We start from the raw sequence: 22139 nt of genomic DNA on the forward strand, positions 1-22139 counted from the left end.
TTTAAAATGGCATTGAAGTTTTAGCCTTAGCTAAAAGTGTAAATGCGCCATATACTACTCCGCTACCAACTAATCCCCAAATGATTAATTGGATCATGATAAAACCTATAACCCCTATAATTGTGTAGTTAGATTTTTGCTTAATTAAAAATAAGATATAAAATGCAATTACTGCTACTATTAAAACAATAGCAATATACACTAAAGATTTATTTAAAAATATAGCAATTAATCCACCTATTAAAAAGACAAAAGAGTATTTTTTAGTTGCTAATAAGTCTACTCCTTCGTTATCCTTCGAAAATAGAAGTAAAGCAAATTGCCAAATCATATCAGAAATTAATTTGAATCCACTCAAAATTAAGTAGAAAAGAAATGCGATACCTATAAATGTAAGAATTCTAATTTCCTTTTCTGGAAGAATATCTGTAAGTGGCTGTAGAATACCAGATACTGATAAGAAGTTTATAGCCAATTGAAAGAAGTTTAGTGTAATAGCGACTGTAAACATAAGTATTGATAAAAGTGCATTAAAGCCTGTGTAATATATATTTTTCATCGAATGTCTCCTTTCTTCTCTATCTCAAGAAGTTTTTAAACTATCAAATCCTTAAGTAGAGGATGTCTCGCTTCTCTTCGAAATTTTATATACACAACTTAATTATTTTACCATAAGTTTGTCATAAATTTGACGATTTTTTTCTTTTAAGAATTAGTCCTTTTAAATTTCGTCTTTGGGTATGAATTGACTTGTTCGTTGAATGTACAAAAAAAGCTGCTAAATTACAAAAGTAATTTAACAGCACATTAAATTAATTTCGTTTATCTTTAATCGCAACTGTACATCTTGAGATACAAATCAATTGCTCATCCTCAGAATAGATTTTAATATCCCAAACCATTGTCGTTTTACCAGTATGTACTGCAGTTCCAATAGCAGTTACAACCCCATCACGTACAGATCTAAGATGATTTGCGTTTATTTCAAGACCAAAAGCAAGTTGATTCTCTTGATCAATCATCGAAAACGTCCCGACACTTGCAACTGTTTCAGCTAAAGCAACTGAAGCACCTCCGTGTAAATAACCGAATGGTTGATGTACTTTTTCAGTTACTTCCATTTTCATCACTACTTTGCCTTCTTCAACCGACTCGATCGTCATACCTAAAGCATGCATTAAGGTCATTTTCTCCTCCATTTATTCTCCGCCTCTCGTTTATCATTTCTGTTTTAATACCAGTAATTGGGCACATAAGTTCAACTACTTCTATTTTATAATAAAAATTCACTTATTTTAAATTCGAGATAATCAAAAGAATTTCCTTTGAAACAAGAAAATAACCAGGTCTACGTTATAATACCCCTTGCTAAAAATTGCAAGGGGCTTTTTTTGTTTAGAGTACACCATCAAACCGTTCTTCTGCATATTTTTTTAAACGATCTAATTGTTTAACTAAAGTTCGTTTTTCAAACCAACTGAATATGAAACCCATCATTGATTCCATTTCCAATTTACACTCATAGTCTAAATTGGTTTGATTAGCTCCTATAGAAGAAAGGTGATAGATGGCATCAACAGTAAAATTAGAATGCTTTAAACGGACACTAAGCTCTGTTGGAGGTTTATATGAAATGATTTCTCCTTCGTATTCTTGAATCTCATCGTCCTCTTTTAGCTTTTGCTTAAATTTATGCCCCACTGGATTTTCTCTATTATAATTTTCATCATACTGATTCTCGATAAACCCGTCCATCCACTTTTTCATGTGCTCATCTGAGTCAATTACTTCAAAAACAGCTTCGATCGGTGCATTAATAGTTAAGCTATAATTAGTTGTTTTTGACATAGTCCATCACCAACCTAATTTTTTGATTGCTGTCTAAATACTTGTAACGAATTTTGTTCATTCAATCCTTTTAAATCTGATTCAGTAAATCTTCCAGATCCTTGTTTTATGATATAAACAGTTAATTTTTTCTTTCCCCAATGCTCAAATACATCTCCAACGGTTTGAAAGTATAAATCCAAGTGATGTCCTTTAACAGCCGCACCTTTATCAGCTACGACGCCATAACCGTATCCAGGAATAAATAAGATTGTTCCAATCGGAAAGATATTTAAGTCAGCTGCTATAGTTGAAAATAAATCCCTCTTTACTTCCACTCCTGAATAAGTAATTCCGTATGAATGGTCCTTGGGACTTTTCCCTGTCGATTCTCTTCCAGCTGTATATCCTGTTGCTGTAACTGTTACCTTTTTATAATTATTCCAATTCGTATTATGTTCGATGTTTTTTGCCATTGTTTTCATTATGCTTTCATTTGTAATCGTTGATTTATTTTCTTCAGCAAAAACTTTATTTATTACAATAGCGTCACTAAACCAATCCCTTATAGTAGCTATTTGAACATTAGCAAGGATTTTAAAAGACGAAAACAAAGCAATAATGAATAAAATAGATAAAATAACTCGACTAAATAATTTTTTACTTATACCCAATGAATCATTTCACTCCTTTTCATCTTTTCATCATTCCCTAAAACAAAAAAAATATAAAAAAAACTTTCTCCAGCTAGAGAAAGTTAGAACATTTGATATCCATTTTTTCTTAATGACAGTATTACAACACCTGACATAATCGCTCCCACTAGACCAGCTGATAAAATAACAATATCACCTGTTCCAACTGCCATAAAGTTCGTTTTTAATGTCTCAAAAGCACTTGAAGTATTAGTAAAATACTTTATTGTACTAATCTTGTCCACAATCATCACAATTAAAAGAGGATAGATTACTACCATGAACCAAGTCGTTCGAAAAAGCATATTTGCAAGGAAGCCAATTCCAAATGCTAATACGAAAAATAACAGTATAGAAATTAGTAAAACTGGTATACTCATCACCATATAAAAAACACACCCCACATTTTTTCTATATACAGTGTAAAACCTTCTCGCCTTGTCGTCAATTTTTTAAATATTCTAACTTTTAAAATATTACTTGATAAAATGATAAGTTGTATATTGGAACTGATCCCCCGGATTTAATCCTTTTACTACTCCCATTGGTTCATTGGGTGGATTTTCAATTAAATATTTAATTAGTAATGATGATGTAGGATCATTAAGTAGTTCATCTTCCGATATAAATCGTGCATCTGATAATTCTTCCTCTTGAATCGAAATAGTTGTATCATCTGCTTGGAGTAAAAAAATTAGCATATTATCACTGATTTCTTCACGAATAACGCCAGTTCTTACACCTATTAATCCAATTAAAGTTGCTTTTACACCAGTTTCTTCACTAATCTCTCTTAGCACTGCTTGATCAACCGTTTCATCTTGCTTTACAAACCCTGCTGGTAAAGACCACAAACCTTTTAATCCACTATATTTTTTCTTTACAACTAACCATCTTCCGGCAGAATCTTTAACTAACCCCGCTACTCCTAGCCATACATTGCCTCTTTTACTCATTAATGTTAACCACCTTTTTAGACAAAGAAAAAGCCCGACCTAAGTCGAGCTTTAGACTGACCACTAAGCGCTCGTCTTCTTCGTTGCATCACTTGCTTTAAGCGGCGCACATTACCTTCTTTGGTAACTCCGCTTTCCAACAAGCATTTGCACCTTTTTAGACAAGCATTTTTAATCAGTTTGATCTCTTTTTTATTTTGGCGCCTATAAATATAGCTCGACCTAAGTCGAGCTATTTTACTTATAGAAGGTTTAATTTACCTTTTTTAAGAACTAACATCGGTCCGCCAAGTACGAATAAGTAACGGTTATCGATTACTTTTTTCATAAATGAAGCTTTCCAACCAGTTAATTTTTTACCATAAACTACACCAATTGCATCGTCATGTCCTAATGAACATACAGTACCTTTAATGTCTGGTTTAAATTCTTCTAATTCGCCTCTTCCACGAACTAATACTGATAAGTTGTGTGAAACGTTAAATCCTTGTTGAATTGCAATTTGTGCTGTTGGTGGATATGGACGGTTACTTGCTTCATCAATTAATAAAGCTGAGTCTCCTACGATAAATACATCATCGTATCCTGGAACACGCATATCTTTAGTAACTTTTACACGTCCACGCATTGCTTCAAAACCAGCTTGTTCTACTAATGCATTTCCACGTACACCCGCTGCCCAAACAACTGTTGCAGAGTTAATTTTCTCTTCTACTTCGCCTTTAGCAACGATGATTCCTTCTTCAGTACATTCTTTAATTGCTGTACCAATTTTGAATTCTACGCCTTTTTTCTCTAATTGAGAAACTGCATAATCAACTAATTCTGGATCAAAACCTGGTAATACCATTGGAGCAGCCTCTACACAAATAATACGAACTTTTTCACGATCGATATCATACTCTTTGCATAATTCTGGAACACGGTTTGCAAGTTCACCTACAAATTCAATACCAGTGAATCCTGCACCACCAACGATAATCGTTAATAAATCATCGCGCTTTTCAACTGGTGTGTTGTAGTATTTAGAAAAGCTGTAATCAATATGCTCACGAATTTGACGAGCAGCATTGATGTTAGCAATTGAGAATGCATGTTCTTTTAAACCTTTAATTCCAAAAGTTTCTGACTCAAAACCAAGTCCAACAACTAAGTAATCATAGTTTAATTCGCCGCTAGAAAGAATTACTTTCTTCTCTTCAGGTTTGATTTGAGTAACAGTATCTTGTATGAAGTTAATTTTATCTTGATTAATCACGTCTTTAATATCAAGACGTGTACGGTCATGATGTAATGTACCTGCTGCATTTTCATGTAACCATGTTGCTTGGTAGTGGTAGCTATTTTTATTTACTAGTGTAATGTCCGCTTCATTTGCAGATAATGTTTTTTGAAGTCGAGTCGCAGTAATGATTCCACCATACCCAGCTCCAAGGATTACAATCTTAGGCTTATTCATGATATACATACCATCCTTTTAAATTATATTAAGTACTTTCAATTTGCTTTAATATCTCTAAATTTATAAGTAAGCTCAGTAGTGAGCAATCTAATTCATTATAACTTAGTACATTAACGAGCAAATTACTATATAGGGATATTTGTCTAAATATTTCGTAATAATTGTCACAAAATGTTAACAATTAGCCTATAACAATATTAAAGTTTTTTGCATAGAATTTCAAGCATAATCTAAACGCTAGAATTCTCAAAATATTAAGCCAATTTAATTATTTCTTAATCGATCCCCCAGTTTTACTAAAAAAATTTCTACAGTAATTTAATGACCCAATTTTATTTTATCAGCATAAAATATGATACTATTTTATAATAGATAACGATCATTTATGCATAAGGGGGTTATTCCGTTATGAAAGATGAAAAAGTATATGATATTACAATAATTGGTGGAGGACCAATTGGTTTATTTACTGCTTTTTATGGTGGAATGAGACAATCTAGTGTAAAAATTATTGAAAGCTTACCTCAACTTGGCGGTCAATTATCTGCACTTTACCCTGAAAAATACATTTATGATGTAGCCGGCTTTCCAAAAGTACGCGCTCAAGAGTTGATTAATAACTTAAAAGAACAAATGAAAAAATTTGAACCTACTATATGTTTAGAGCAATCGGTTCATTCAATTACAAAAGGTGATGATGGAGTATTCCATTTAATTTGTAATGATGGATTTAAGCACTATACAAAAGCTATTATCATAACTGCTGGAAATGGTGCATTCCAACCACGTAAACTTGAAATTGATGGTTCTGAACGTTTTGAAAAAGCAAACTTACATTACTACGTAGATGACATGAACAAATTTGCTGGTAAACGAGTTGTTGTTTTCGGCGGCGGAGACTCTGCTGTTGACTGGTCGTTGATGCTTGAATCAATCGCTGAAAAAGTAACATTAGTTCACCGTCGTGATAAATTTAGAGCTCATGAACATAGCGTAGAAAACTTAATGAACTCTAAGGTAGAAGTCTCAACTCCTTTTGTACCTGTTGAAATCGTTGGTACAGAACGTATTGAAAAAGTTATTCTTCAAAATGAGAAATCAAAAGAACGTCTAGAAATAGAAGTTGATGATGTAATCGTTAACTATGGTTTCGTTTCTTCTTTAGGACCAATAAAAAATTGGGGCTTAAAGATCGAAAAGAATAACATTGTTGTTAACTCACGCATGGAAACAAATATTCCAGGTATTTATGCTGCCGGGGATATTTGTACTTACGATGGAAAAGTTAAACTAATTGCTTCTGGCTTTGGTGAAGCACCTACCGCAATCAATCATGCGAAAGCGTACATTGATCCATATGCGAAAGTACAACCAGGCCATAGTTCCTCAATGTTCTAATAATAAAATTAATGATTCAAAGAACTGTCTAAATAGGCAGTCTTTTTTTTTGAGTGTTTGTGATGTATTGAACAATACAATCCAAAATTAGTGAACCATTTCACAACCAACTTCATAAAAATTCATTTCATTTTTTTATCTACACTATATAATAGTACCTTACTTAAAAAAAGATTCAACAATTTAACCTAAATTTGTAAAAATATTAACAAATAAGAAATTAGTCTAGTTTGTTTAATAGAAAAAAATAGGATACAAAAGTATCCTATCACAAGAAAATGTCCGATAAATATGTTTCTAAGACTGATCGAAAACGCTTGTCTTTCGAGGCGCGAAGACTGATGAGGAGCGGAGTTACCCTAAACGGTAATGAGCACCGCAGGCAGTCGAAGCAACGAAGAAAGCGCGCGTTTGGCGGGCAGTCTAGATTAACACTCTTCAGGAGTACCCGCATTTGAAGCTGTTCTAAAGCTAGAGCCACATCCACATGATGCAATTGCATTAGGATTATCGATTGTAAATCCTCCACCTAATAATGACTCTTTAAAATCAATGACAACTCCTTTTAAAATTGGAGCACTTTCATTATCAACTAAAAACTTAATGCCATGATATTCTAACTCCATATCATCGTCATTTTTTTGTGGATCGAAACCAAGACCATATGATAGTCCAGAGCAACCTCCACCTTTTACACCTAAGCGTACAAACGTATTTTGATCTTCTTCGTTTTCAATCATTTCTTTTATTTTTAAGCCTGCTTGTTCAGTAACTGTAATCATTTATTTCACTCCTCTTTGAGTATAGTATATGCCTTCTGTTATTGTAACTGCTGGGCCTTTCATCAAAACATCACCATCAGTAGACCAAGTAATTTGTAAATCTCCACCTTGTAAGTGAACGGTAATCGGTTCATCTCGTTTATACTTACCTTCTTGGACCATCGCGACTACTGCAGCACAAGCTCCTGTTCCACATGCTTGAGTTACTCCAGAACCGCGCTCCCATACAGAGAAATTTATCTCATTATGCGGCAAACACTCGATAAATTCAACATTTACGCTTTCTGGGAATAATTCATGTTTTTCAACAAATGGACCTAAAGTTGTTAATGGAGCATTCCTTATATCATTTACTTCAAAAACGGCATGAGGATTTCCCATTGAAACAGCTGAAAACTCATAGTATTCTTCTTCAAATAAAATTTTATCTTTAGCAAATTCTTGTTCATTACCGGTCATTGGAATTTGAGTTCGTTGAAATACTGGATTGCCCATATTGACTGTTACTTGATTAACAACATTATTTTCAACATGTACTGTTGCTTTTACAATTGTACTAATCGTTTCAATCGTAAATGAAGAATTATTTACAATGCCATTTTCAAATGCATACTTTGCAACGCATCTTAAACCATTGCCACAATTTTTAGCTTCTGAACCGTCATTATTAAATATTCGCATTTTTACTTCTGCAACTTCTGAAGGACAAATTAAGATCAATCCATCACTACCAATACCTGTATTAACATTTGAAACCTCAACTGCAAGATTAGAAAGTTCTTCTTCTTTTAGTTTTTCTTCAAACATATTTACATATATATAATTATTCCCTAGTCCATGCATCTTTGTATAACGAAAAGAATTCATTTTCATGACTCCCTATTTTTTTTTATTAATATAAGTATAGAATTTAAATGAATTGAGCACAATAAGAACATCCCCCGTTTCTCGATATAGAAACATTTTAAGAGCTTTCACTAAAGTGAATGCTCATTTTTTTTTGTCCTTATTATTCACTTTTATATAATTCAAAAATAGTGTACTCATGAAAATAAAATTTGTTATTTGTAAACATAAATAGTAAGAGATAGAAAAGTAAAAAATGGGGTAAGTTGTAATACAGAGGGTTTTATTGTTGAAATTGCTCGAAAAAAAAAACAAAAAGCACTGCTAATTTTTAACAGTGCTTTTTATATTAACATATTTTCTTCTAAGAAAATATAAATATTATCAACTAACTCAGTAGCAGTTTCACCAGTTACAACTTCACCTTCAACAAGTGCAAAAAGTGACAGACTACATTTTCCGCAATATCCAAGGCAACCATATTCTAGTATGTCTAGATTTGGATCACGTTCAAGTTGCTCTAACGCTTTTTGCGCTCCGTCAGATAGGTTTTTTATACAAAATTCGACTAAAGGTCTCACTATTTTTCACTCCTTGCTCTTCATAAAGTTACTCTTTTTTTCTTAAAACGTCAATCCTTTTGAGAATAAATGGAAGGTGCTTTATTTTACCGAGTTAAGCGTTGTTATTTTAGCATAAAATATATATAATATAATTGTCGAAAAATAGAAAATTTTTTTCATTCAACGCTAATAAAACTAAAGGGGAACATCAACTATGAAAAACCTCGTATTACTAGGAGCCGGATATGGAAATATTCGTGTTTTGTCACGTCTATTAACATCTGATTTGCCTGAGGATGTTCAAATCACATTGATCGATCGAAATTCTTATCACTGCTTTAAAACTGAATACTATGCATTAGTTGCAGGTACAGTTCCAGAACAGCACATTAGAATACCATTACCAACTCACGAGAAATTAAAGGTTGTATATGGGGATATTACAACAATTGATACGGCAAACAAGAACGTAGAATTAAGCAACGGAAAATCAGTTTCTTACGATGATTTAATTATCGGTTTAGGTTGCGAGGATAAGTACCATAATGTACCTGGTGCAATGGAACATACTTATAGTATCCAAACAATTGAAAAAACAAGAAACGCATACGAAAACGTTAACAGTTTACCACCAAATTCTGTAATAGGTGTTGTTGGAGCTGGCTTAAGTGGTGTAGAAGTTGCAAGTGAACTAAGAGAAAGTAGAAGCGATTTACAAATTTTACTTTTTGACCGCGGAAGCCGTATTTTATCAATGTTTCCAGAAAAACTTAGTTATTATGTACAAAACTGGTTTATTGAGCACGATGTTAAAATTATTAGCAATTCAAACATTACAAAAGTTGAGCAAAATACGTTATTTAATCATGATGATGCGATTCATTGTGACGCTGTTATTTGGACAGCAGGTATTCAACCAGTTGAAGTTGTCCGCAACTTAGAGGTAGAAAAAGACAATACTGGTAGAATCGTCGTAACGAAATATCATCACATGCCAAATGATGAACATGTTTATGTAGTTGGTGATTGTGCTGCATTACCATATGCACCTTCAGCACAGTTAGCTGAAGCTCAAGCTGAACAAATCGTAATGGTTTTACAAAAAAAATGGGCAGGTGAAGACCTTCCAGAGGTAATGCCACAAATAAAATTAAAAGGTATTATGGGATCATTAGGTAAAAAACATGGTTTTGGACTATTTAATGAACGCCCACTTATCGGACGAGTTCCAAGATTGATTAAATCTGGTATCTTATGGTTATATAAATATCACAATGGTTGATTAATACACATTCTTTAGTATATAGTAAAGACCCCTTAACTAAGTTGATTGTTAAGGGGCTTTTTTTTATTATTCTGTCTTGTCAGGTCTTATAACTTCTTTTACACTTTCAACCATTCCTAAAAGCTTTGTAGCATCTGTTGGAATGACAAGTTTTGATGCATGACCGTAAGCTACTTTCTCTAATGCTTCCATTGAACGTAATTGAACCATTTCCTTCGTTGGTTCTGCATTTCGCCAAACGTCTAATACAAGCTGTTCTCCTCTAGCTTTAGCTTCAGCAAGTTTAATGATTGCTTCTGCTTCCCCTTCAGCTCGTAAAACTTGAGAATCTTTATCTCCTCGTGCTTTTTCAACTTGGCTTAAGCGTTCCCCTTCAGCTTCAAGAATTTTTGATTGCTTTTCTCCTTCTGCTTTCAGGATTTTCGATTCTTTCTCACCTTGTGCATTTAATACTTTTTCACGACGTGTACGCTCAGCTTGCATTTGTCGCTCCATCGCATTTTGGATATCAACAGGGGGAATGATATTTCTTATTTCGACACGATTAACTTTCATACCCCATTTGTCAGTTGCTTGGTCAAGAATAGCACGAAGTTTATTATTAACTGTATCACGACTTGTTAATGTCTCATCTAAATCTAATTCACCTATTAAGTTACGTAAAGTAGTAGCAGTCAGATTAGAAATCGCAGACAAAGGATTAGCAATTTCATATTCATGACGGACAACATCAGTTACTTGATAAAAGACAACTGAGTCAACTTGAATACTAACATTATCTTTTGTAATCATTGATTGTGGTGGAAAATCTACAACAGTCTCACGTAAGGTTTTTTTACTAGCTACACGTTCAACAAATGGCATTACTATATGAATTCCACTCTCTAATTTACGATGGAACTTACCTAATCGTTCCACTAAATATACTTCAGATTGTCTTACAATTCGAATACTTGATAACAAAAGTATTATAACGAATAAAACAATAATACCTATTATAATTGGACCAACCATAGAGCCTACATCAGACATATCATTTCTCCTCAATTAATTTATTTGTCACATACAAAGTTGCACCTTCTATTTTTGTTACAACTACCTTTTCATTTAAAGTTAATGGCTCTGTCGAACGGATTGTCCATTCATCTCCATAAACTTTAGTCGTACCTACTTTATCATCAACAACTTCTACAGAAGCTACGATGAGCTCTTTGCCAAGTAATGCATACACCCCATTTTCGATCGTTTTATGCTGGTGGATTCTCTTAGCAAATTTCTTTGTACTAAGCCATAAAATTATTGCACTAATAATAAAAACAATAAAAGTAAAGGTGTTTGAATCTGTTAAATAATTTACAACTGATGCTAGAATGCTCGCAATACCAATCCATAAGAAAACAAAAGTTAATGAGAACATTTCAATAATAATTAATAAAACCCCAATTACAAACAAGTAAAGCGCAACCATTCCACCCCTCCTCCCAGTTCTATATATATGCCAAAAATTGTAATTTATTTTACACTTCTATTCTATCATGTAAATTTAAGCTTTTTGCATAAAAATATTGAATTTTATTAAAACATTTTAATTTTCGAGAAAAATCAATTCAAAAAAACCCCTTACATTTTGTAAGGAGTTAAAGATCATTACTGTTCAATTGCGTTATAAACATCTTTTAATTTTGGATTACCTTCACCAACTACATTTCCATTTACTAATACAACCGGATAGAAAAACTCGTCATTTCTTACACGTTCGGCAAAATCTTCTTTTTCATTATTCTCAACATTAAATATATCAACGTATTGAAAATCAAACGATAAGTCAGGATATTTTCTTTGAAGTGCAGCTTGAAGCCATTCAAACGTTTCAATTGAGGACGGCATTCCTACACAACTAGCACAAATTACTTCAGCCCCAAAAACTTCCACTAAAATTTTATTACTCATTTTCTCCTCCTAGCATACAATAAATGTGTGTCCCAATATTTTCAAACACACAAAAGTACTCTGTAATAGATTTTTTCCTCTTAACTGATTATAATAAAATTAGTGAAAGGAGTCGATATGAATGGACATGAAAGAACAAGTACAAGAAGTTTTAGATAAATTAAGACCGTTTTTATTACGCGATGGTGGAGACGTTGATTTAGTTGATATTGAAGATGGAATTGTTAAGCTTCGCCTTTTAGGCGCATGCGGTAGCTGCCCAAGTTCAACAATCACTTTAAAAGCTGGTATTGAGCGAGCTTTATTAGAAGAAGTACCTGGCGTAATCGAAGTAGAACAAGTATTCTAATATTTACCATATTAAAAAGAGAGGGAATTCCCCTCTCTTTTTTGTTTTTCACAGTCTGAATCTGCTATTTTAACCAATTAATTTCTCGGATACCTAACTTTGATGTTGGTAATCCGATTAAATCATAAAACCCACCTAAAAAAGACTCAAATTCCTTTGTATTTTCAAGATAATAAACTAGCTTGCGTTCATACCTCTTTCTTTCTGAATCACTTCTAGCCAAATAATAGCCTTCGACTGTTTCAAAATAATGAACTGGAAAAAGTAACCTAGCAAATAATAACCGCCAAGCAAACGTTGATAAAGGACTTTTCTTTTCATAACCATAAAAAAATGAAAGGATTTTCTTTTGATAATTATCCGTGTTCTCTAGATATTCATCTCTCACCCATTCAGCAAGATCACGGCTCGGATGATCATAAATCCACTCAATCGGAACTTTTGCAAAATGAATCTCTTTTAGTCGACGCTCCGTCATTTTTTGATGACAGATTGTTGCTGCATCAACAACTTGAGGGGTATCATCTAATTCAGTGTCTACAACATATTGGATCGCATTCTCGGTCATTCCAAGATAATAAGGAAAGGATTCAATAAAAATTTGTTCAAAAAAATTATCTGGGTGGCTATTTACTTTATTTTGCCAAAATCTTTCTAATTGCTCTAGCCGTTTCTCCCATAAATTCTTCCACTGACCAATCCTATTTAACCTTTTTAATTCCTCTGAATATTTTCTGCCTCTCAAATGAAACGTTGCTAGTTCTTCCCCATAATTATTACTGCGTTCGTTTTGTCTCGTACTTTTAAATAAGGAATAATTATTCCCATCAATTTTACTCACATAATACCCTTGAACATTTTGAACAAAAGTTGCGACTGACTGATCTCCTGTTGAGCTCATAAAGTCACTTAAGCCTTTCATCTCCTGCAAATCGTCCTCTTTTAAACTGCCAATAGGAGCTAAAAAATACACCCTATTCCGCTGCCAAAACATGTAATATGACTGTACTTGAAGTAATTCTGCTGGTTGAATTTGATAATGATGAAACATGTCTTGAATGATGTTTTGGTTGCGAATAAACATCATCACTCACATCCTTCTATAAACTACTTATTAATATATATGTCACAAATCCCAAAACCTGTACCATACTTTTTACTTTCAACAGATAAACCGAATGGCCATACACAAAAAAGGAGAAAATGACGTAGTATATTAGAAAAGTGGAAGCGGGTTGCTCAGCCATGACAAGCGGTTGCTTTTTAACCTTTATTTGGGTTTGGCTTATGACCTAACAGGGCTCCCCGTCGCAACTAGACATCTCGAAAAGTAGTAGTAAGTTGCTAGCCACATATGCAATTAACACGCTTCATAATTTTTTATCTATTATTAGCTTTTTTTATAAAGGGGAATAATGTTCTGGTATCGAATCATATATAATTAATCCTCTTATTTCTTAATTAAATAAAGTAACAATTCAGTGTGTAGACAAAGTCCCGAGAATTTACAGTAATTAAATTAATCGATAAGGAAAAGGTGATGACATGGATTATTTAAATCACGATTTAGAAAAGACTGCATTATCGTTGTTAGAAAAAAGAGGTGTAACACTCGATGATATTGCTGATTTAGTATACTTTTTACAAAATAAATACCATGAAAACTTATCTATGGATGAGTGTAAACACAATGTTGAACGAGTCTTAACAAAACGTGAGATACAAAATGCTATCATTACTGGTATTGAATTAGATATCTTAGCAGAGCAAGATAAACTTCAGGAGCCTTTGTTAGCTATTATTAAAAAAGATGAAGGCCTTTATGGCATTGATGAAATAATTGCCTTATCAATTGTAAATGTATATGGTTCAATTGGTTTTACAAATTACGGTTATATTGATAAATTAAAACCTGGTATTTTAGAACGATTAAATGACAAATCAACTGGTTTAGTGAATACGTTTTTAGATGATATTGTTGGAGCTATTGCAGCTGCTGCATCTAGTCGTCTTGCGCATCGCGCAGCGCATAAAAAAGCTGATCAACTTAAAGCTGGGGATGAATAAAAAAAGGGCTCATAAGCTAATTACTTATGAGTCCTTTTTATAGTATTAAATGTATTTAATCCACTCTTCTAATGAATCTACTGAATATGTAGGTTGCTTTTCGTAATTTGAAAGCATCTCTCTAGTCGTAACACCAGTATGAACAATTAATGTGTCCACACCAGTATTGATCCCTGCCATGATGTCAGTATCATAGTAATCCCCAATCATTAAAGTATCCTCTTTAGCAACTCCTAATACTTTTAATGCTTGCTCCATAATGATTGCTTCTGGCTTCCCTATAAAAATTGGTTTTACTGTAGTCGATACAGCGATTACGGAAGTTAATGAACCGTTTCCTGGTAATAAACCTCTTTCAGTAGGAATAGCGATATCACCATTCGTTGAGATAAACGTAGCTCCATTTCTTACCGCGATACATGCTTTAGCTAATTTCTCATAATTAATATCTCGATCTAGACCACTAATAACAAAATCAGGATTCTCATCTGTAATTGTCAAACCAACTTCTTCTAAAGCAAATTCTAAGCCCTCTTCACCAATCATATAAACAGTTGCATCTGCTTTTTTCTCTTTTATGAAGTTTGCCGTTGCATTGCTTGTTGTAAATACTTGTTCTTTTGTAGTTGGTATATTGAACGAATTAAGTTTATCGGCTACCTGTTCTGGTCTACGTGTAGAGTTATTTGTTACAAAAAGATAAGGAATATTTTTTTCCTTCAGAGCCTTAATAAAATGACTCGCCTCTTCTATTTGTTCCTCTCCACGATACATAGTACCATCTAAGTCGATCAAGTATCCTTTATATTGTTTCATTTTGACACTCCTTACTAGTCAGACTGTTCACTTCGAAAGAATGTAAACAAACTATAATTTATTTTTCTTCATCGCTACTAAAAGCATTGATTACACCTAGCTCTTTATCTAAAAAAGTTTGAACCGCAATCGGGAATTCTTTGTATGCTTCTATATTTTCACTTAATGTAATTACTATATTTTCAGTAATTTTAACTGTATAGTCTTGTAATAAATGTTTTCGAATCAGAATTAATTTTTTTATTGAATCTCCAATAGAAGTAGTAATTACTTTTTCATCCATTAAAATATCGACAATATCATCATAACTTCCTGGATCTCTCATTATAAAGCCATCAATCATTGTATTACCAATATCTAACATACTGTCAATTAATAGATGTGTCATTCTTTCCAAAGCTAACTCGTCTGTTTTATTCTTTGGTTGGCTATTTGACTCATAAAATTCAAGCATTGAGTTTATTACTTCAATTCGATCTAATATGTTTTGACGATTTACAAAGTACATATGTACACTTCCTTCTCAATTCTATCTTCTACATTTTACGGACATATATTTATTTTATAGCTAAATTCGAAAAAAATCGACAAATGAAAGCGTTTCTTACCGAATTTTGTTATATTATATAGGTGAATATTTTTTCGGGTTAATTTTTGAAGTATGAATTTGTACTATAAGGTTGAAACATAAAAGCCCGTTTAGTACCTTTGAATAATGAAGAAAAATAGCCCTATATGCAATTTAAAATGTTTTATAAAGTGTGATGATGCATTTTATATTGCTTTAAAAGTTACTTCGGGTGAATTACTAGAAGGAAACTTTATGCAGTAATTTAGTCGAAGCTCATTCAATTAGAATGAGAAATAAGACGTAAATTGTGTGACATATTAAATATCATCATCATCTTAATTTAGTATAATGGAGGAATTAAAAATGTCTGATCGTTTTTTCTTATATGATGACACTACTCAAGCAAAAACCCGTTTTGTAAGCTTTATGGGAGAAGAACAAAGACATGATCTTGCTTTAATCTATTCAGATCGTCATTATGGAAAAGTTATCGTTTTAGATATGCTAAGTAACCGATTTGCAATTATTGGACAAGATGATTTAAAAGAAGAAGGATATTTAGAATTTGCTTTTGGAATTTCTGAAGAAAAGGCTGCTGATTTATTAGATTTCTTAAATGAAATCATTTACTAATTTCTTGTGGATAAATAAACTATTTTTATTAAATAATCAGAAAAAAGTGGATAACTATAAAGTTGTCCACTTTTTTTGTGATTAAGTCCTCACTTATACACATTTTTGTTGAAAGATTCAAACTTATCCACAAGGTTCATACTGTTTAAAAAAATCAAAAAATAATTTTATCCACAGCTAGAAAATAAAGAAAACTGATGGAGAGCCATCAGTTTTTTACTTTTTTTACTACAAAATATTTACATCCAAAATTACAGTATTCATAAATATATTCACGCAACGTGCTGATTTTAGAATCATAAGGGACATTTTTTTGAGAATCGTCAAAAAATCCTCTTAGTCTAAGCTGCTCATAGCCCCAGTCTCCTACGATGTAATCGTATTTTGACAGGATTTCAGCATATCTAGCTTTAAAGGCTTCTTCATTGAATCCTTCACGGTAATCTTCAACTATTTCATAACAAATATTCTGTACGCAAACCAAATTGTATTCTCCTTCCTTTTACTCCCATAAATATGTAACCAACATTTTTGGCATACTAATTTTACATTGATTATTAAAAGGTGGTATTAATATGCGAAAATATTTAGTTTGTTTGTTAACTTTATTTTTATTAACTGGCTGTTCATTAGGTCCAAGTAAATCAAGACAATTAGATTATCAAGACGTAACATATCAAAGTGAACATCGATCAAATCCAACACCTAAACAATTAAATACAAAGCCAATGGACTTAGGTGATGTAAACGCTAAAATGTCAAATAACTCTTACAAAGATTATGGCTTTTCTAGACTACAAAAGCAAGATGTTTTAGGTAAAGATGGTGATTATACACTAACAATTGATAAACAAGAAGTATCAAAATTCATCTCATATTTAGTTGTAAAGTTACCAGATATAGATGATGCAGCTACATTAGTGACAGACCAAGAAGTTTTGATTGCTTATCGAGCAACTGGAGATAAAGCACTAATTAAATCACAGGTCGAAAAAACGGCACAATCTGCACTACCTACTTATTATCATATCTATACTTCTAATTCAATGAAAAATATAAATAGTATCGAGGATTTAAATAAGTACGGCCAACTTAATGATGGACAATTAGAACAAAATATACAAGAACTGGCTGACGGCTTTGACATAAGTAAACAAAGCATGCATTTTGATCAAATTTCAAAATAATGAATAAAGCACTAGCATAAATTGCTAGTGCTTTATTATTATGCTTGTTTAGCTGCCTCTACTTGTTCGTCAGCATGATATGAAGAACGAACTAATGGTCCAGCTTCACAATGCGAGAAGCCTTTTCCTAATGCTATTTCTTTCAGTGCTGCAAACTCGTCAGGAGTATAATATTTCTTTACAGTTAAATGTGTTTTTGTTGGTTGTAAGTATTGACCTAAAGTAATGATATTTACACCTGCTGCACGTAAATCATCCATTGCTTCGTAAATTTGTTCATTTGTTTCACCAAGACCAAGCATGATGCTCGATTTTGTAGGAATGCTAGGGTTAATCTCTTTTGCTCTACGTAAAAATTCAAGTGATCTGTCATACGTAGCTCTTGCACGAACACGTGGTGTTAACTCTCTAACCGTTTCAATATTGTGATTCATAATATCTGGTTTTGCATCCATTAACATTTTAAGGTTTTCAAATTTCCCACCCATATCAGAAGGTAAAACTTCGATTGTAGTAAATGGATTCGCTTTTCTAACTTCTTTAACTGTTTCAGCAAATACAGCTGCTCCACCATCTCTTAAATCATCACGAGCAACCGCTGTAATTACAACGTGCTTTAAGTTCATTTGTGTTACTGATTCAGCTACACGTACTGGCTCTTGTAAATCAAGTTCAGTTGGTAAGCCAGTTTTTACAGCACAAAAACGACAAGCACGTGTACAAACCGCACCTAAAATCATGAATGTTGCTGTTTTTCTAACTGCCCAACACTCATGGATATTTGGACAACGAGCTTCTTCACAAACAGTATGAAGATTTTTTGAACGCATCATTTTCTTTAATTCTGTGTATGATTCATTTGTATTTAACTTTATTTTTAGCCACTCTGGCTTTCTCAAATATTCTTCCTTTTTTGATGCCATTTGAAATTCCTCCAACGTTTATTCGTTAACGACTTATTTCATTTTTACTTCCAATAGTATATATATTACTACATTTTTCGTCGATATGAAAAACTTTCGTTTGATTATCCCTATAATTTCCATTTATGAAAGTTGCTCCTTTAACCAAACTATAAATATAAATCAATTTAAAGGATGATGGTTTTGAAAAAAATAATTGTACTTTTTTGTATGGTGGTTATCTTCATAGTACCATCATTTACAAATGCAGAAGAAATTGATCAAGCCGAGCTAAATAAAGAACGAATGGCCTTATATAAAAAAGGTGAAACACTAACCTTTATTCCTTGGTATTATTTTGCGGCTATCGATACATATGAACGAAATGTACGAAGTGTAAGAAGAGATATACCAAAACGTGAAAATGGAGTCCTTTCAATCTATATTAAGCCTGAGGATTGGAGCGGACTTTCAAATCCAGTTAAGAAAGACACTTACGCTCCTACTATTCATTTATTTAGTGGGATTGGTTTAGATGGAAATAATGATGGTAAAGCATCAGTAGAGGATGATGAGGATATCTTATACACTTTTATTCATCGTTTACATTTCTACGGACCAACAAGACAATATATTCGAATGATGCTTTGGGATTATTACCAAAGAGCAATAACTGTTGATATGATCGATGAGTATGCCCGAATATATCAATACTTTGGAAAATTAAATATTGAAGGAAATGCTTTCCCATTACCAATTAACAGTACACATAGTTACCGTAGTACTTGGGGTGCTCCTCGAAGTTTCGGTGGACGAAGAGTTCACGAAGGGACCGATATATTCGCAAATTATGGGACGCCAGTGAGATCAACCTGCTATGGAGTTATTGAAACAAAAGGTTGGAATCGAATTGGAGGATGGAGAATCGGAATTCGAGACTTAAATAATAACTATCATTACTACGCTCACTTAGGTGGTTTTAATAAAGATATTCAAAGGGGGCAAATAGTTGAGCCTGGTACACTAATTGGCTATGTTGGAAGTACTGGCTATGGACCTCCTGGCACATCAGGGAAGTTCCCACCTCATCTACATTATGGCATATACAAAGATAACGGCTATGGTGAATGGTCTTATGATCCATATCCTAGACTTCGACTGTGGGAAAGACAAAATAGAAATAAAAAATAACATAAAAAGAGGCTGTCCCATAATTATTTTTTTATGGGCATCCTCTTTTTATTGAAAGTAAGCATGTGGAACGTGAATAAAGGGCATCCAATAGTCAGATCCTCTGACCTTTTAGGACACCCTTACGCTCTTTTGAATAGTTTATTTTTTTCCATTTGTTATTGACGGTATTTGTTTTGTATTCGGTGTAAATGGAATATAATTTGGTACTTCTCCATCAATAATTTCAGTAGCAATCGGTACTTCAACTTTAACCTTTGTTGATTTTGTACTAAATGGAATAATTACATTCATGTTTACTTCCACATTCATAATAATTTCAACTACAGAATTATTAAATCCAAAAGGCTTAACTTTCTGCGAAACATTTGCTACCGTATCGCCTACTACAGAAAAGCGCACCGGAATGGTAGGTCCGAGTTTACCTAATAGTACTGTATTTGTAACGACACCTATTGGAACCTTTAAATAGAGTCCGTCATGGTCTGTCTTCATTTTTTTCTTTTCTGCACTCGATAAGGATAAAAATGAAAGATCCCCATTTTCAACTCTACGTATGTTTTCTTCAACATGTCGTGTAGTAGAACCAATAATTTTATTGATTAAATATGTATTCGTACTAATCACTTCTTTTCCATTTCCATCTACATCTCTAACGATAATATCCTGTCCCTTTAATTCCTTAGAAACAGATTCATATGCTTCGTTTACAATTGAAGAGGCAATTCGTCTCGTTTGTTTCTCAGAATACTTTAAAATTGTAGGTGAGAACATTTTATCAATTTTCCAAAATGAATAGATAGAGAAGATTAAAAAGACAATGCTAATCACAACATATTTATTAGGGAGTACTTTATTTATTGATTGAAAAATTTGAGTAGGTCCTAATTTAAAACCAACTAATGATTTATTCTTTGAAACAAAAATTTTTTTCTTTGGAACACGTCTATACTTAAATTTTTTCATTGTATCCATGCCCCCTTACTAATGGGTATGCATGTCACTGCCTGTTCATTCTTATAGTATTTAGAGCACAAAAAAAGATGTTCCAACTATTTCATTGAAACATCTCGATTATTGATAAACTCTTTGTTTTAACGTTTGATCACATTCGATAATTATCAAACTTAATTCATACATTAGATTCACTTCGTAAGGAATACTTAACTTTTTACTGTTTTCTTCACTAATTCGAATTATTGGACGATCTGTAACTGCCTCGTTTTGTCTTGTAACAATCCCACTTCTTCCATCACTTAACTTTACATTTAATCCGGTCGGATAGATCGTTAGTAAATCTTTAAATATCCCGACTAATTTAGCATCAAATAATTTATCAATACCGCTATTTAAAAGATTTAATCCTTCACTCGGTAGCATTGCTTGTCTATAAACTCTGTTTGAAGTAACAGCATCATAAAAGTCAGCAACCGCAATTATTTTTGAAAATAGGTGTATATCCTTGCCAGAAATACCTTTTGGATAACCACTTCCGTTGATCCTTTCATGATGTTGTATTGCACACTGTGCAACTATTGGATGAAGATTTATTGTATCCCGTAACAATTCGTATCCTGCAAATGTATGTTGTTTAATTAACTCATATTCTTCTTCAGTCAAACGGTCCGGTTTATTTAAGACTTTTTTTGGAACAGCTATTTTTCCAACATCATGTAAAAGAGCACCTAATCCTAGTAAATCAAGCTCGCTTGTATTTAGTTCTAACTTAATTCCAATTGCTAATGAATATAGCGTTACATTTAATGAATGTGCAAATATGTTTTCATCATACAATAATACGCTCGACAATAAAGCTAGAACATCTTTATTAAGTATTAATTCATTTAGAAATGATTCTATTCTACCTTTAAGTTTAGGTGCAACCTTTTCTAATGAAAGCCAATTTAGATAGTGTGCTTCGTTTTTGAATTTAACGAAAGTGTCATTTATTTTTTTTATATTTTCAACGTGCATTTCGTCTGAAATTGCAGTCTCTGTTTTTATGCTTTCTGATTTTAGAGCATGTACAAATGCGTATAGTACATTTAATTCATGTAACCGCTTAATCATCTTTTCCGTTAAAGGAATATTCGCACTAACGACTTTGTTTCCATGTTCATTGTATATTGGTTTTCTTAAAATCATACCCGGAACAAGTGTTGATGTTTCGACAACTCTCATAGATTTCTCCCTGGACTACTTTTTAATTAAATATATGGCGCACCGTAACAGTTAATACATTGATTCTTTTTGTTCTTTTCTCAACAGTATGGAAAATCAAATTTATTTGTACTTGTCTACATACTAAAAGCCACTAAAATTTAGTGGCTTTTTATACCATTTTTAATAACGCGTCTCTTCCAATCATTCCTTTTTGAATGCCGAATTTCTCAGCTTCAATCGTAACTGACTCCAAAGGCGCATTTAATAATTCTTCTATTGTTTTTACGCCAACTGCACGGCCAGCAATAATTTTGCGATCGCGTAATCTATCATTCAATAAAGCTACATCTAATGCTCCACACATTATATAACCGTTGTCATTCATGACGACCAATAAAGTAGTTTTTGGCAGTAAGACTGTAACAGCATTAAATGTATGATTATCGATTGTAATTGGGCTTAAATTGATCAAGTTCAACGCTCCTTTCTCATTCTA

General features: G+C 32.8%; 28 protein-coding genes. 7 read left to right on the top strand and 21 right to left on the bottom strand.

Annotated elements, in window-relative coordinates; all coding sequences use genetic code 11:
* Window position 1 precedes the first annotated feature (1 nt).
* The 7 genes from CN692_RS13050 to CN692_RS13080 form a co-directional block, all read right to left on the bottom strand.
* Complete coding sequence (locus CN692_RS13050) at window positions 2-559, bottom strand: DUF5366 family protein (protein WP_098119604.1); 558 nt, start codon at window positions 557-559, stop codon at window positions 2-4.
* 253 nt (window positions 560-812) lie between these two features.
* Window positions 813-1199, bottom strand: a complete 387-nt coding sequence (locus CN692_RS13055; protein ID WP_304362837.1) for a PaaI family thioesterase — start codon at window positions 1197-1199, stop codon at window positions 813-815.
* Window positions 1200-1395: 196 nt separating this feature from the next.
* Window positions 1396-1848 (bottom strand): SRPBCC family protein, encoded by a 453-nt coding sequence (locus CN692_RS13060; RefSeq protein WP_098119606.1) that lies wholly within the window; start codon window positions 1846-1848, stop codon window positions 1396-1398.
* A gap of 14 nt (window positions 1849-1862) precedes the next feature.
* Window positions 1863-2501, bottom strand: coding sequence for a 3D domain-containing protein (locus tag CN692_RS13065; RefSeq protein WP_373604963.1), 639 nt, complete (start codon window positions 2499-2501; stop codon window positions 1863-1865).
* 83 nt (window positions 2502-2584) lie between these two features.
* The gene (locus CN692_RS13070; protein ID WP_098119677.1) at window positions 2585-2902 is read right to left on the bottom strand and encodes a YuiB family protein; all 318 of its coding nucleotides are present in this window, start codon (window positions 2900-2902) and stop codon (window positions 2585-2587) included.
* Window positions 2903-2998: 96 nt separating this feature from the next.
* Window positions 2999-3478: an NUDIX domain-containing protein gene (locus CN692_RS13075; protein WP_098119607.1), complete on the bottom strand. Its 480-nt coding sequence runs from the start codon at window positions 3476-3478 to the stop codon at window positions 2999-3001.
* A gap of 241 nt (window positions 3479-3719) precedes the next feature.
* On the bottom strand, window positions 3720-4937 hold the full coding sequence (locus tag CN692_RS13080; RefSeq protein WP_142317319.1) for an NAD(P)/FAD-dependent oxidoreductase: 1218 nt from the start codon (window positions 4935-4937) through the stop codon (window positions 3720-3722).
* Between the two features lie 411 nt (window positions 4938-5348).
* Here CN692_RS13080 and CN692_RS13085 point away from each other — a divergent pair, with 411 nt between their 5' ends.
* A complete protein-coding gene (locus tag CN692_RS13085; RefSeq protein ID WP_098119608.1) occupies window positions 5349-6338 on the top strand; it encodes an NAD(P)/FAD-dependent oxidoreductase in 990 nt (329 codons plus the stop codon).
* A 428-nt stretch (window positions 6339-6766) separates the two neighbouring features.
* On the opposite strand, the gene CN692_RS13090 is transcribed toward CN692_RS13085, so the two are convergent.
* From CN692_RS13090 to CN692_RS13100, 3 genes are all read right to left on the bottom strand, one after another.
* Window positions 6767-7120, bottom strand: coding sequence for a HesB/IscA family protein (locus CN692_RS13090; RefSeq protein ID WP_098119609.1), 354 nt, complete (start codon window positions 7118-7120; stop codon window positions 6767-6769).
* Entirely contained in the window at window positions 7121-7987 is an 867-nt protein-coding gene (gene dapF, locus CN692_RS13095) for a diaminopimelate epimerase (protein WP_142317526.1), read from the bottom strand.
* Between the two features lie 323 nt (window positions 7988-8310).
* Window positions 8311-8547: a YuzB family protein gene (locus CN692_RS13100; RefSeq protein WP_216853911.1), complete on the bottom strand. Its 237-nt coding sequence runs from the start codon at window positions 8545-8547 to the stop codon at window positions 8311-8313.
* A gap of 196 nt (window positions 8548-8743) precedes the next feature.
* On the opposite strand from CN692_RS13100, the gene CN692_RS13105 reads away from it, so the two are divergent.
* Window positions 8744-9811, top strand: a complete 1068-nt coding sequence (locus CN692_RS13105) for an NAD(P)/FAD-dependent oxidoreductase (protein WP_098119612.1) — start codon at window positions 8744-8746, stop codon at window positions 9809-9811.
* Between the two features lie 69 nt (window positions 9812-9880).
* Here the strand turns inward: CN692_RS13105 and CN692_RS13110 are convergent, their stop codons facing one another.
* From CN692_RS13110 to CN692_RS13120, 3 genes are all read right to left on the bottom strand, one after another.
* Window positions 9881-10846: an SPFH domain-containing protein gene (locus CN692_RS13110; RefSeq protein WP_218923237.1), complete on the bottom strand. Its 966-nt coding sequence runs from the start codon at window positions 10844-10846 to the stop codon at window positions 9881-9883.
* 1 nt (window position 10847) lies between these two features.
* The gene (locus CN692_RS13115; RefSeq protein WP_098119613.1) at window positions 10848-11282 is read right to left on the bottom strand and encodes an NfeD family protein; all 435 of its coding nucleotides are present in this window, start codon (window positions 11280-11282) and stop codon (window positions 10848-10850) included.
* A gap of 179 nt (window positions 11283-11461) precedes the next feature.
* Window positions 11462-11764: a DUF1462 family protein gene (locus CN692_RS13120; RefSeq protein WP_098119614.1), complete on the bottom strand. Its 303-nt coding sequence runs from the start codon at window positions 11762-11764 to the stop codon at window positions 11462-11464.
* Window positions 11765-11885: 121 nt separating this feature from the next.
* On the opposite strand from CN692_RS13120, the gene CN692_RS13125 reads away from it, so the two are divergent.
* Window positions 11886-12113 carry a NifU family protein gene (locus CN692_RS13125; RefSeq protein ID WP_025671774.1) on the top strand — a complete coding sequence of 76 codons (228 nt, stop codon included), beginning with the start codon at window positions 11886-11888 and terminating at the stop codon, window positions 12111-12113.
* Window positions 12114-12177: 64 nt separating this feature from the next.
* On the opposite strand, the gene yutH is transcribed toward CN692_RS13125, so the two are convergent.
* Window positions 12178-13176, bottom strand: a complete 999-nt coding sequence (yutH, locus tag CN692_RS13130) for a spore coat putative kinase YutH (protein WP_098119680.1) — start codon at window positions 13174-13176, stop codon at window positions 12178-12180.
* 482 nt (window positions 13177-13658) lie between these two features.
* On the opposite strand from yutH, the gene CN692_RS13135 reads away from it, so the two are divergent.
* Complete coding sequence (locus CN692_RS13135) at window positions 13659-14180, top strand: phosphatidylglycerophosphatase A family protein (RefSeq protein ID WP_098119615.1); 522 nt, start codon at window positions 13659-13661, stop codon at window positions 14178-14180.
* A 45-nt stretch (window positions 14181-14225) separates the two neighbouring features.
* On the opposite strand, the gene CN692_RS13140 is transcribed toward CN692_RS13135, so the two are convergent.
* Together CN692_RS13140 and CN692_RS13145 are read right to left on the bottom strand one after the other, a co-directional pair.
* On the bottom strand, window positions 14226-14996 hold the full coding sequence (locus CN692_RS13140) for a TIGR01457 family HAD-type hydrolase (RefSeq protein WP_098119616.1): 771 nt from the start codon (window positions 14994-14996) through the stop codon (window positions 14226-14228).
* Between the two features lie 58 nt (window positions 14997-15054).
* Window positions 15055-15504, bottom strand: a complete 450-nt coding sequence (locus CN692_RS13145) for a DUF86 domain-containing protein (protein ID WP_098119617.1) — start codon at window positions 15502-15504, stop codon at window positions 15055-15057.
* Window positions 15505-15930: 426 nt separating this feature from the next.
* On the opposite strand from CN692_RS13145, the gene CN692_RS13150 reads away from it, so the two are divergent.
* Complete coding sequence (locus CN692_RS13150; protein WP_098119618.1) at window positions 15931-16200, top strand: DUF3055 domain-containing protein; 270 nt, start codon at window positions 15931-15933, stop codon at window positions 16198-16200.
* Between the two features lie 208 nt (window positions 16201-16408).
* Here CN692_RS13150 and CN692_RS13155 read toward each other — a convergent pair whose 3' ends face one another.
* Window positions 16409-16684 (bottom strand): YutD family protein, encoded by a 276-nt coding sequence (locus tag CN692_RS13155; protein ID WP_098119619.1) that lies wholly within the window; start codon window positions 16682-16684, stop codon window positions 16409-16411.
* 91 nt (window positions 16685-16775) lie between these two features.
* On the opposite strand from CN692_RS13155, the gene CN692_RS13160 reads away from it, so the two are divergent.
* Window positions 16776-17387 (top strand): YhcN/YlaJ family sporulation lipoprotein, encoded by a 612-nt coding sequence (locus CN692_RS13160; RefSeq protein WP_098119620.1) that lies wholly within the window; start codon window positions 16776-16778, stop codon window positions 17385-17387.
* Window positions 17388-17425: 38 nt separating this feature from the next.
* On the opposite strand, the gene lipA is transcribed toward CN692_RS13160, so the two are convergent.
* The gene (gene lipA / locus CN692_RS13165) at window positions 17426-18310 is read right to left on the bottom strand and encodes a lipoyl synthase (protein ID WP_098119621.1); all 885 of its coding nucleotides are present in this window, start codon (window positions 18308-18310) and stop codon (window positions 17426-17428) included.
* A gap of 177 nt (window positions 18311-18487) precedes the next feature.
* On the opposite strand from lipA, the gene CN692_RS13170 reads away from it, so the two are divergent.
* Window positions 18488-19480 carry a M23 family metallopeptidase gene (locus tag CN692_RS13170; protein ID WP_098119622.1) on the top strand — a complete coding sequence of 331 codons (993 nt, stop codon included), beginning with the start codon at window positions 18488-18490 and terminating at the stop codon, window positions 19478-19480.
* Between the two features lie 141 nt (window positions 19481-19621).
* Here CN692_RS13170 and yunB read toward each other — a convergent pair whose 3' ends face one another.
* From yunB to CN692_RS13185, 3 genes are all read right to left on the bottom strand, one after another.
* Window positions 19622-20446 carry a sporulation protein YunB gene (gene yunB / locus CN692_RS13175; RefSeq protein WP_179874436.1) on the bottom strand — a complete coding sequence of 275 codons (825 nt, stop codon included), beginning with the start codon at window positions 20444-20446 and terminating at the stop codon, window positions 19622-19624.
* Window positions 20447-20554: 108 nt separating this feature from the next.
* Entirely contained in the window at window positions 20555-21661 is a 1107-nt protein-coding gene (locus tag CN692_RS13180) for an HD-GYP domain-containing protein (protein ID WP_098119624.1), read from the bottom strand.
* 151 nt (window positions 21662-21812) lie between these two features.
* A complete protein-coding gene (locus CN692_RS13185; RefSeq protein WP_098119625.1) occupies window positions 21813-22115 on the bottom strand; it encodes a YunC family protein in 303 nt (100 codons plus the stop codon).
* Between the last annotated feature and the right edge of the window lie 24 nt (window positions 22116-22139).

The sequence above is a fragment of the Bacillus sp. AFS002410 genome, assembly GCF_002556365.1.
GTDB lineage: Bacteria > Bacillota > Bacilli > Bacillales > Bacillaceae_G > Gottfriedia.

Coding starts and splice junctions, on each gene's coding strand:
- CN692_RS13150 (WP_098119618.1), top strand. CDS start 15,931: ATGTCTGATCGTTTTTTCTTATATGATGACACTACTCAAGCAAAAACC.
- CN692_RS13160 (WP_098119620.1), top strand. CDS start 16,776: ATGCGAAAATATTTAGTTTGTTTGTTAACTTTATTTTTATTAACTGGC.
- CN692_RS13060 (WP_098119606.1), bottom strand. CDS start 1,848: ATGTCAAAAACAACTAATTATAGCTTAACTATTAATGCACCGATCGAA.
- CN692_RS13090 (WP_098119609.1), bottom strand. CDS start 7,120: ATGATTACAGTTACTGAACAAGCAGGCTTAAAAATAAAAGAAATGATT.
- yunB (WP_179874436.1), bottom strand. CDS start 20,446: ATGAAAAAATTTAAGTATAGACGTGTTCCAAAGAAAAAAATTTTTGTT.
- CN692_RS13120 (WP_098119614.1), bottom strand. CDS start 11,764: ATGAGTAATAAAATTTTAGTGGAAGTTTTTGGGGCTGAAGTAATTTGT.
- CN692_RS13050 (WP_098119604.1), bottom strand. CDS start 559: ATGAAAAATATATATTACACAGGCTTTAATGCACTTTTATCAATACTT.
- CN692_RS13135 (WP_098119615.1), top strand. CDS start 13,659: ATGGATTATTTAAATCACGATTTAGAAAAGACTGCATTATCGTTGTTA.
- CN692_RS13180 (WP_098119624.1), bottom strand. CDS start 21,661: ATGAGAGTTGTCGAAACATCAACACTTGTTCCGGGTATGATTTTAAGA.
- CN692_RS13070 (WP_098119677.1), bottom strand. CDS start 2,902: ATGAGTATACCAGTTTTACTAATTTCTATACTGTTATTTTTCGTATTA.
- CN692_RS13110 (WP_218923237.1), bottom strand. CDS start 10,846: ATGTCTGATGTAGGCTCTATGGTTGGTCCAATTATAATAGGTATTATT.
- CN692_RS13145 (WP_098119617.1), bottom strand. CDS start 15,504: ATGTACTTTGTAAATCGTCAAAACATATTAGATCGAATTGAAGTAATA.
- CN692_RS13085 (WP_098119608.1), top strand. CDS start 5,349: ATGAAAGATGAAAAAGTATATGATATTACAATAATTGGTGGAGGACCA.
- CN692_RS13075 (WP_098119607.1), bottom strand. CDS start 3,478: ATGAGTAAAAGAGGCAATGTATGGCTAGGAGTAGCGGGGTTAGTTAAA.
- CN692_RS13105 (WP_098119612.1), top strand. CDS start 8,744: ATGAAAAACCTCGTATTACTAGGAGCCGGATATGGAAATATTCGTGTT.
- CN692_RS13055 (WP_304362837.1), bottom strand. CDS start 1,199: ATGGAGGAGAAAATGACCTTAATGCATGCTTTAGGTATGACGATCGAG.
- CN692_RS13140 (WP_098119616.1), bottom strand. CDS start 14,996: ATGAAACAATATAAAGGATACTTGATCGACTTAGATGGTACTATGTAT.
- CN692_RS13115 (WP_098119613.1), bottom strand. CDS start 11,282: ATGGTTGCGCTTTACTTGTTTGTAATTGGGGTTTTATTAATTATTATT.
- CN692_RS13080 (WP_142317319.1), bottom strand. CDS start 4,937: ATGAATAAGCCTAAGATTGTAATCCTTGGAGCTGGGTATGGTGGAATC.
- CN692_RS13125 (WP_025671774.1), top strand. CDS start 11,886: ATGGACATGAAAGAACAAGTACAAGAAGTTTTAGATAAATTAAGACCG.
- CN692_RS13170 (WP_098119622.1), top strand. CDS start 18,488: ATGGTTTTGAAAAAAATAATTGTACTTTTTTGTATGGTGGTTATCTTC.
- dapF (WP_142317526.1), bottom strand. CDS start 7,987: ATGAATTCTTTTCGTTATACAAAGATGCATGGACTAGGGAATAATTAT.
- lipA (WP_098119621.1), bottom strand. CDS start 18,310: ATGGCATCAAAAAAGGAAGAATATTTGAGAAAGCCAGAGTGGCTAAAA.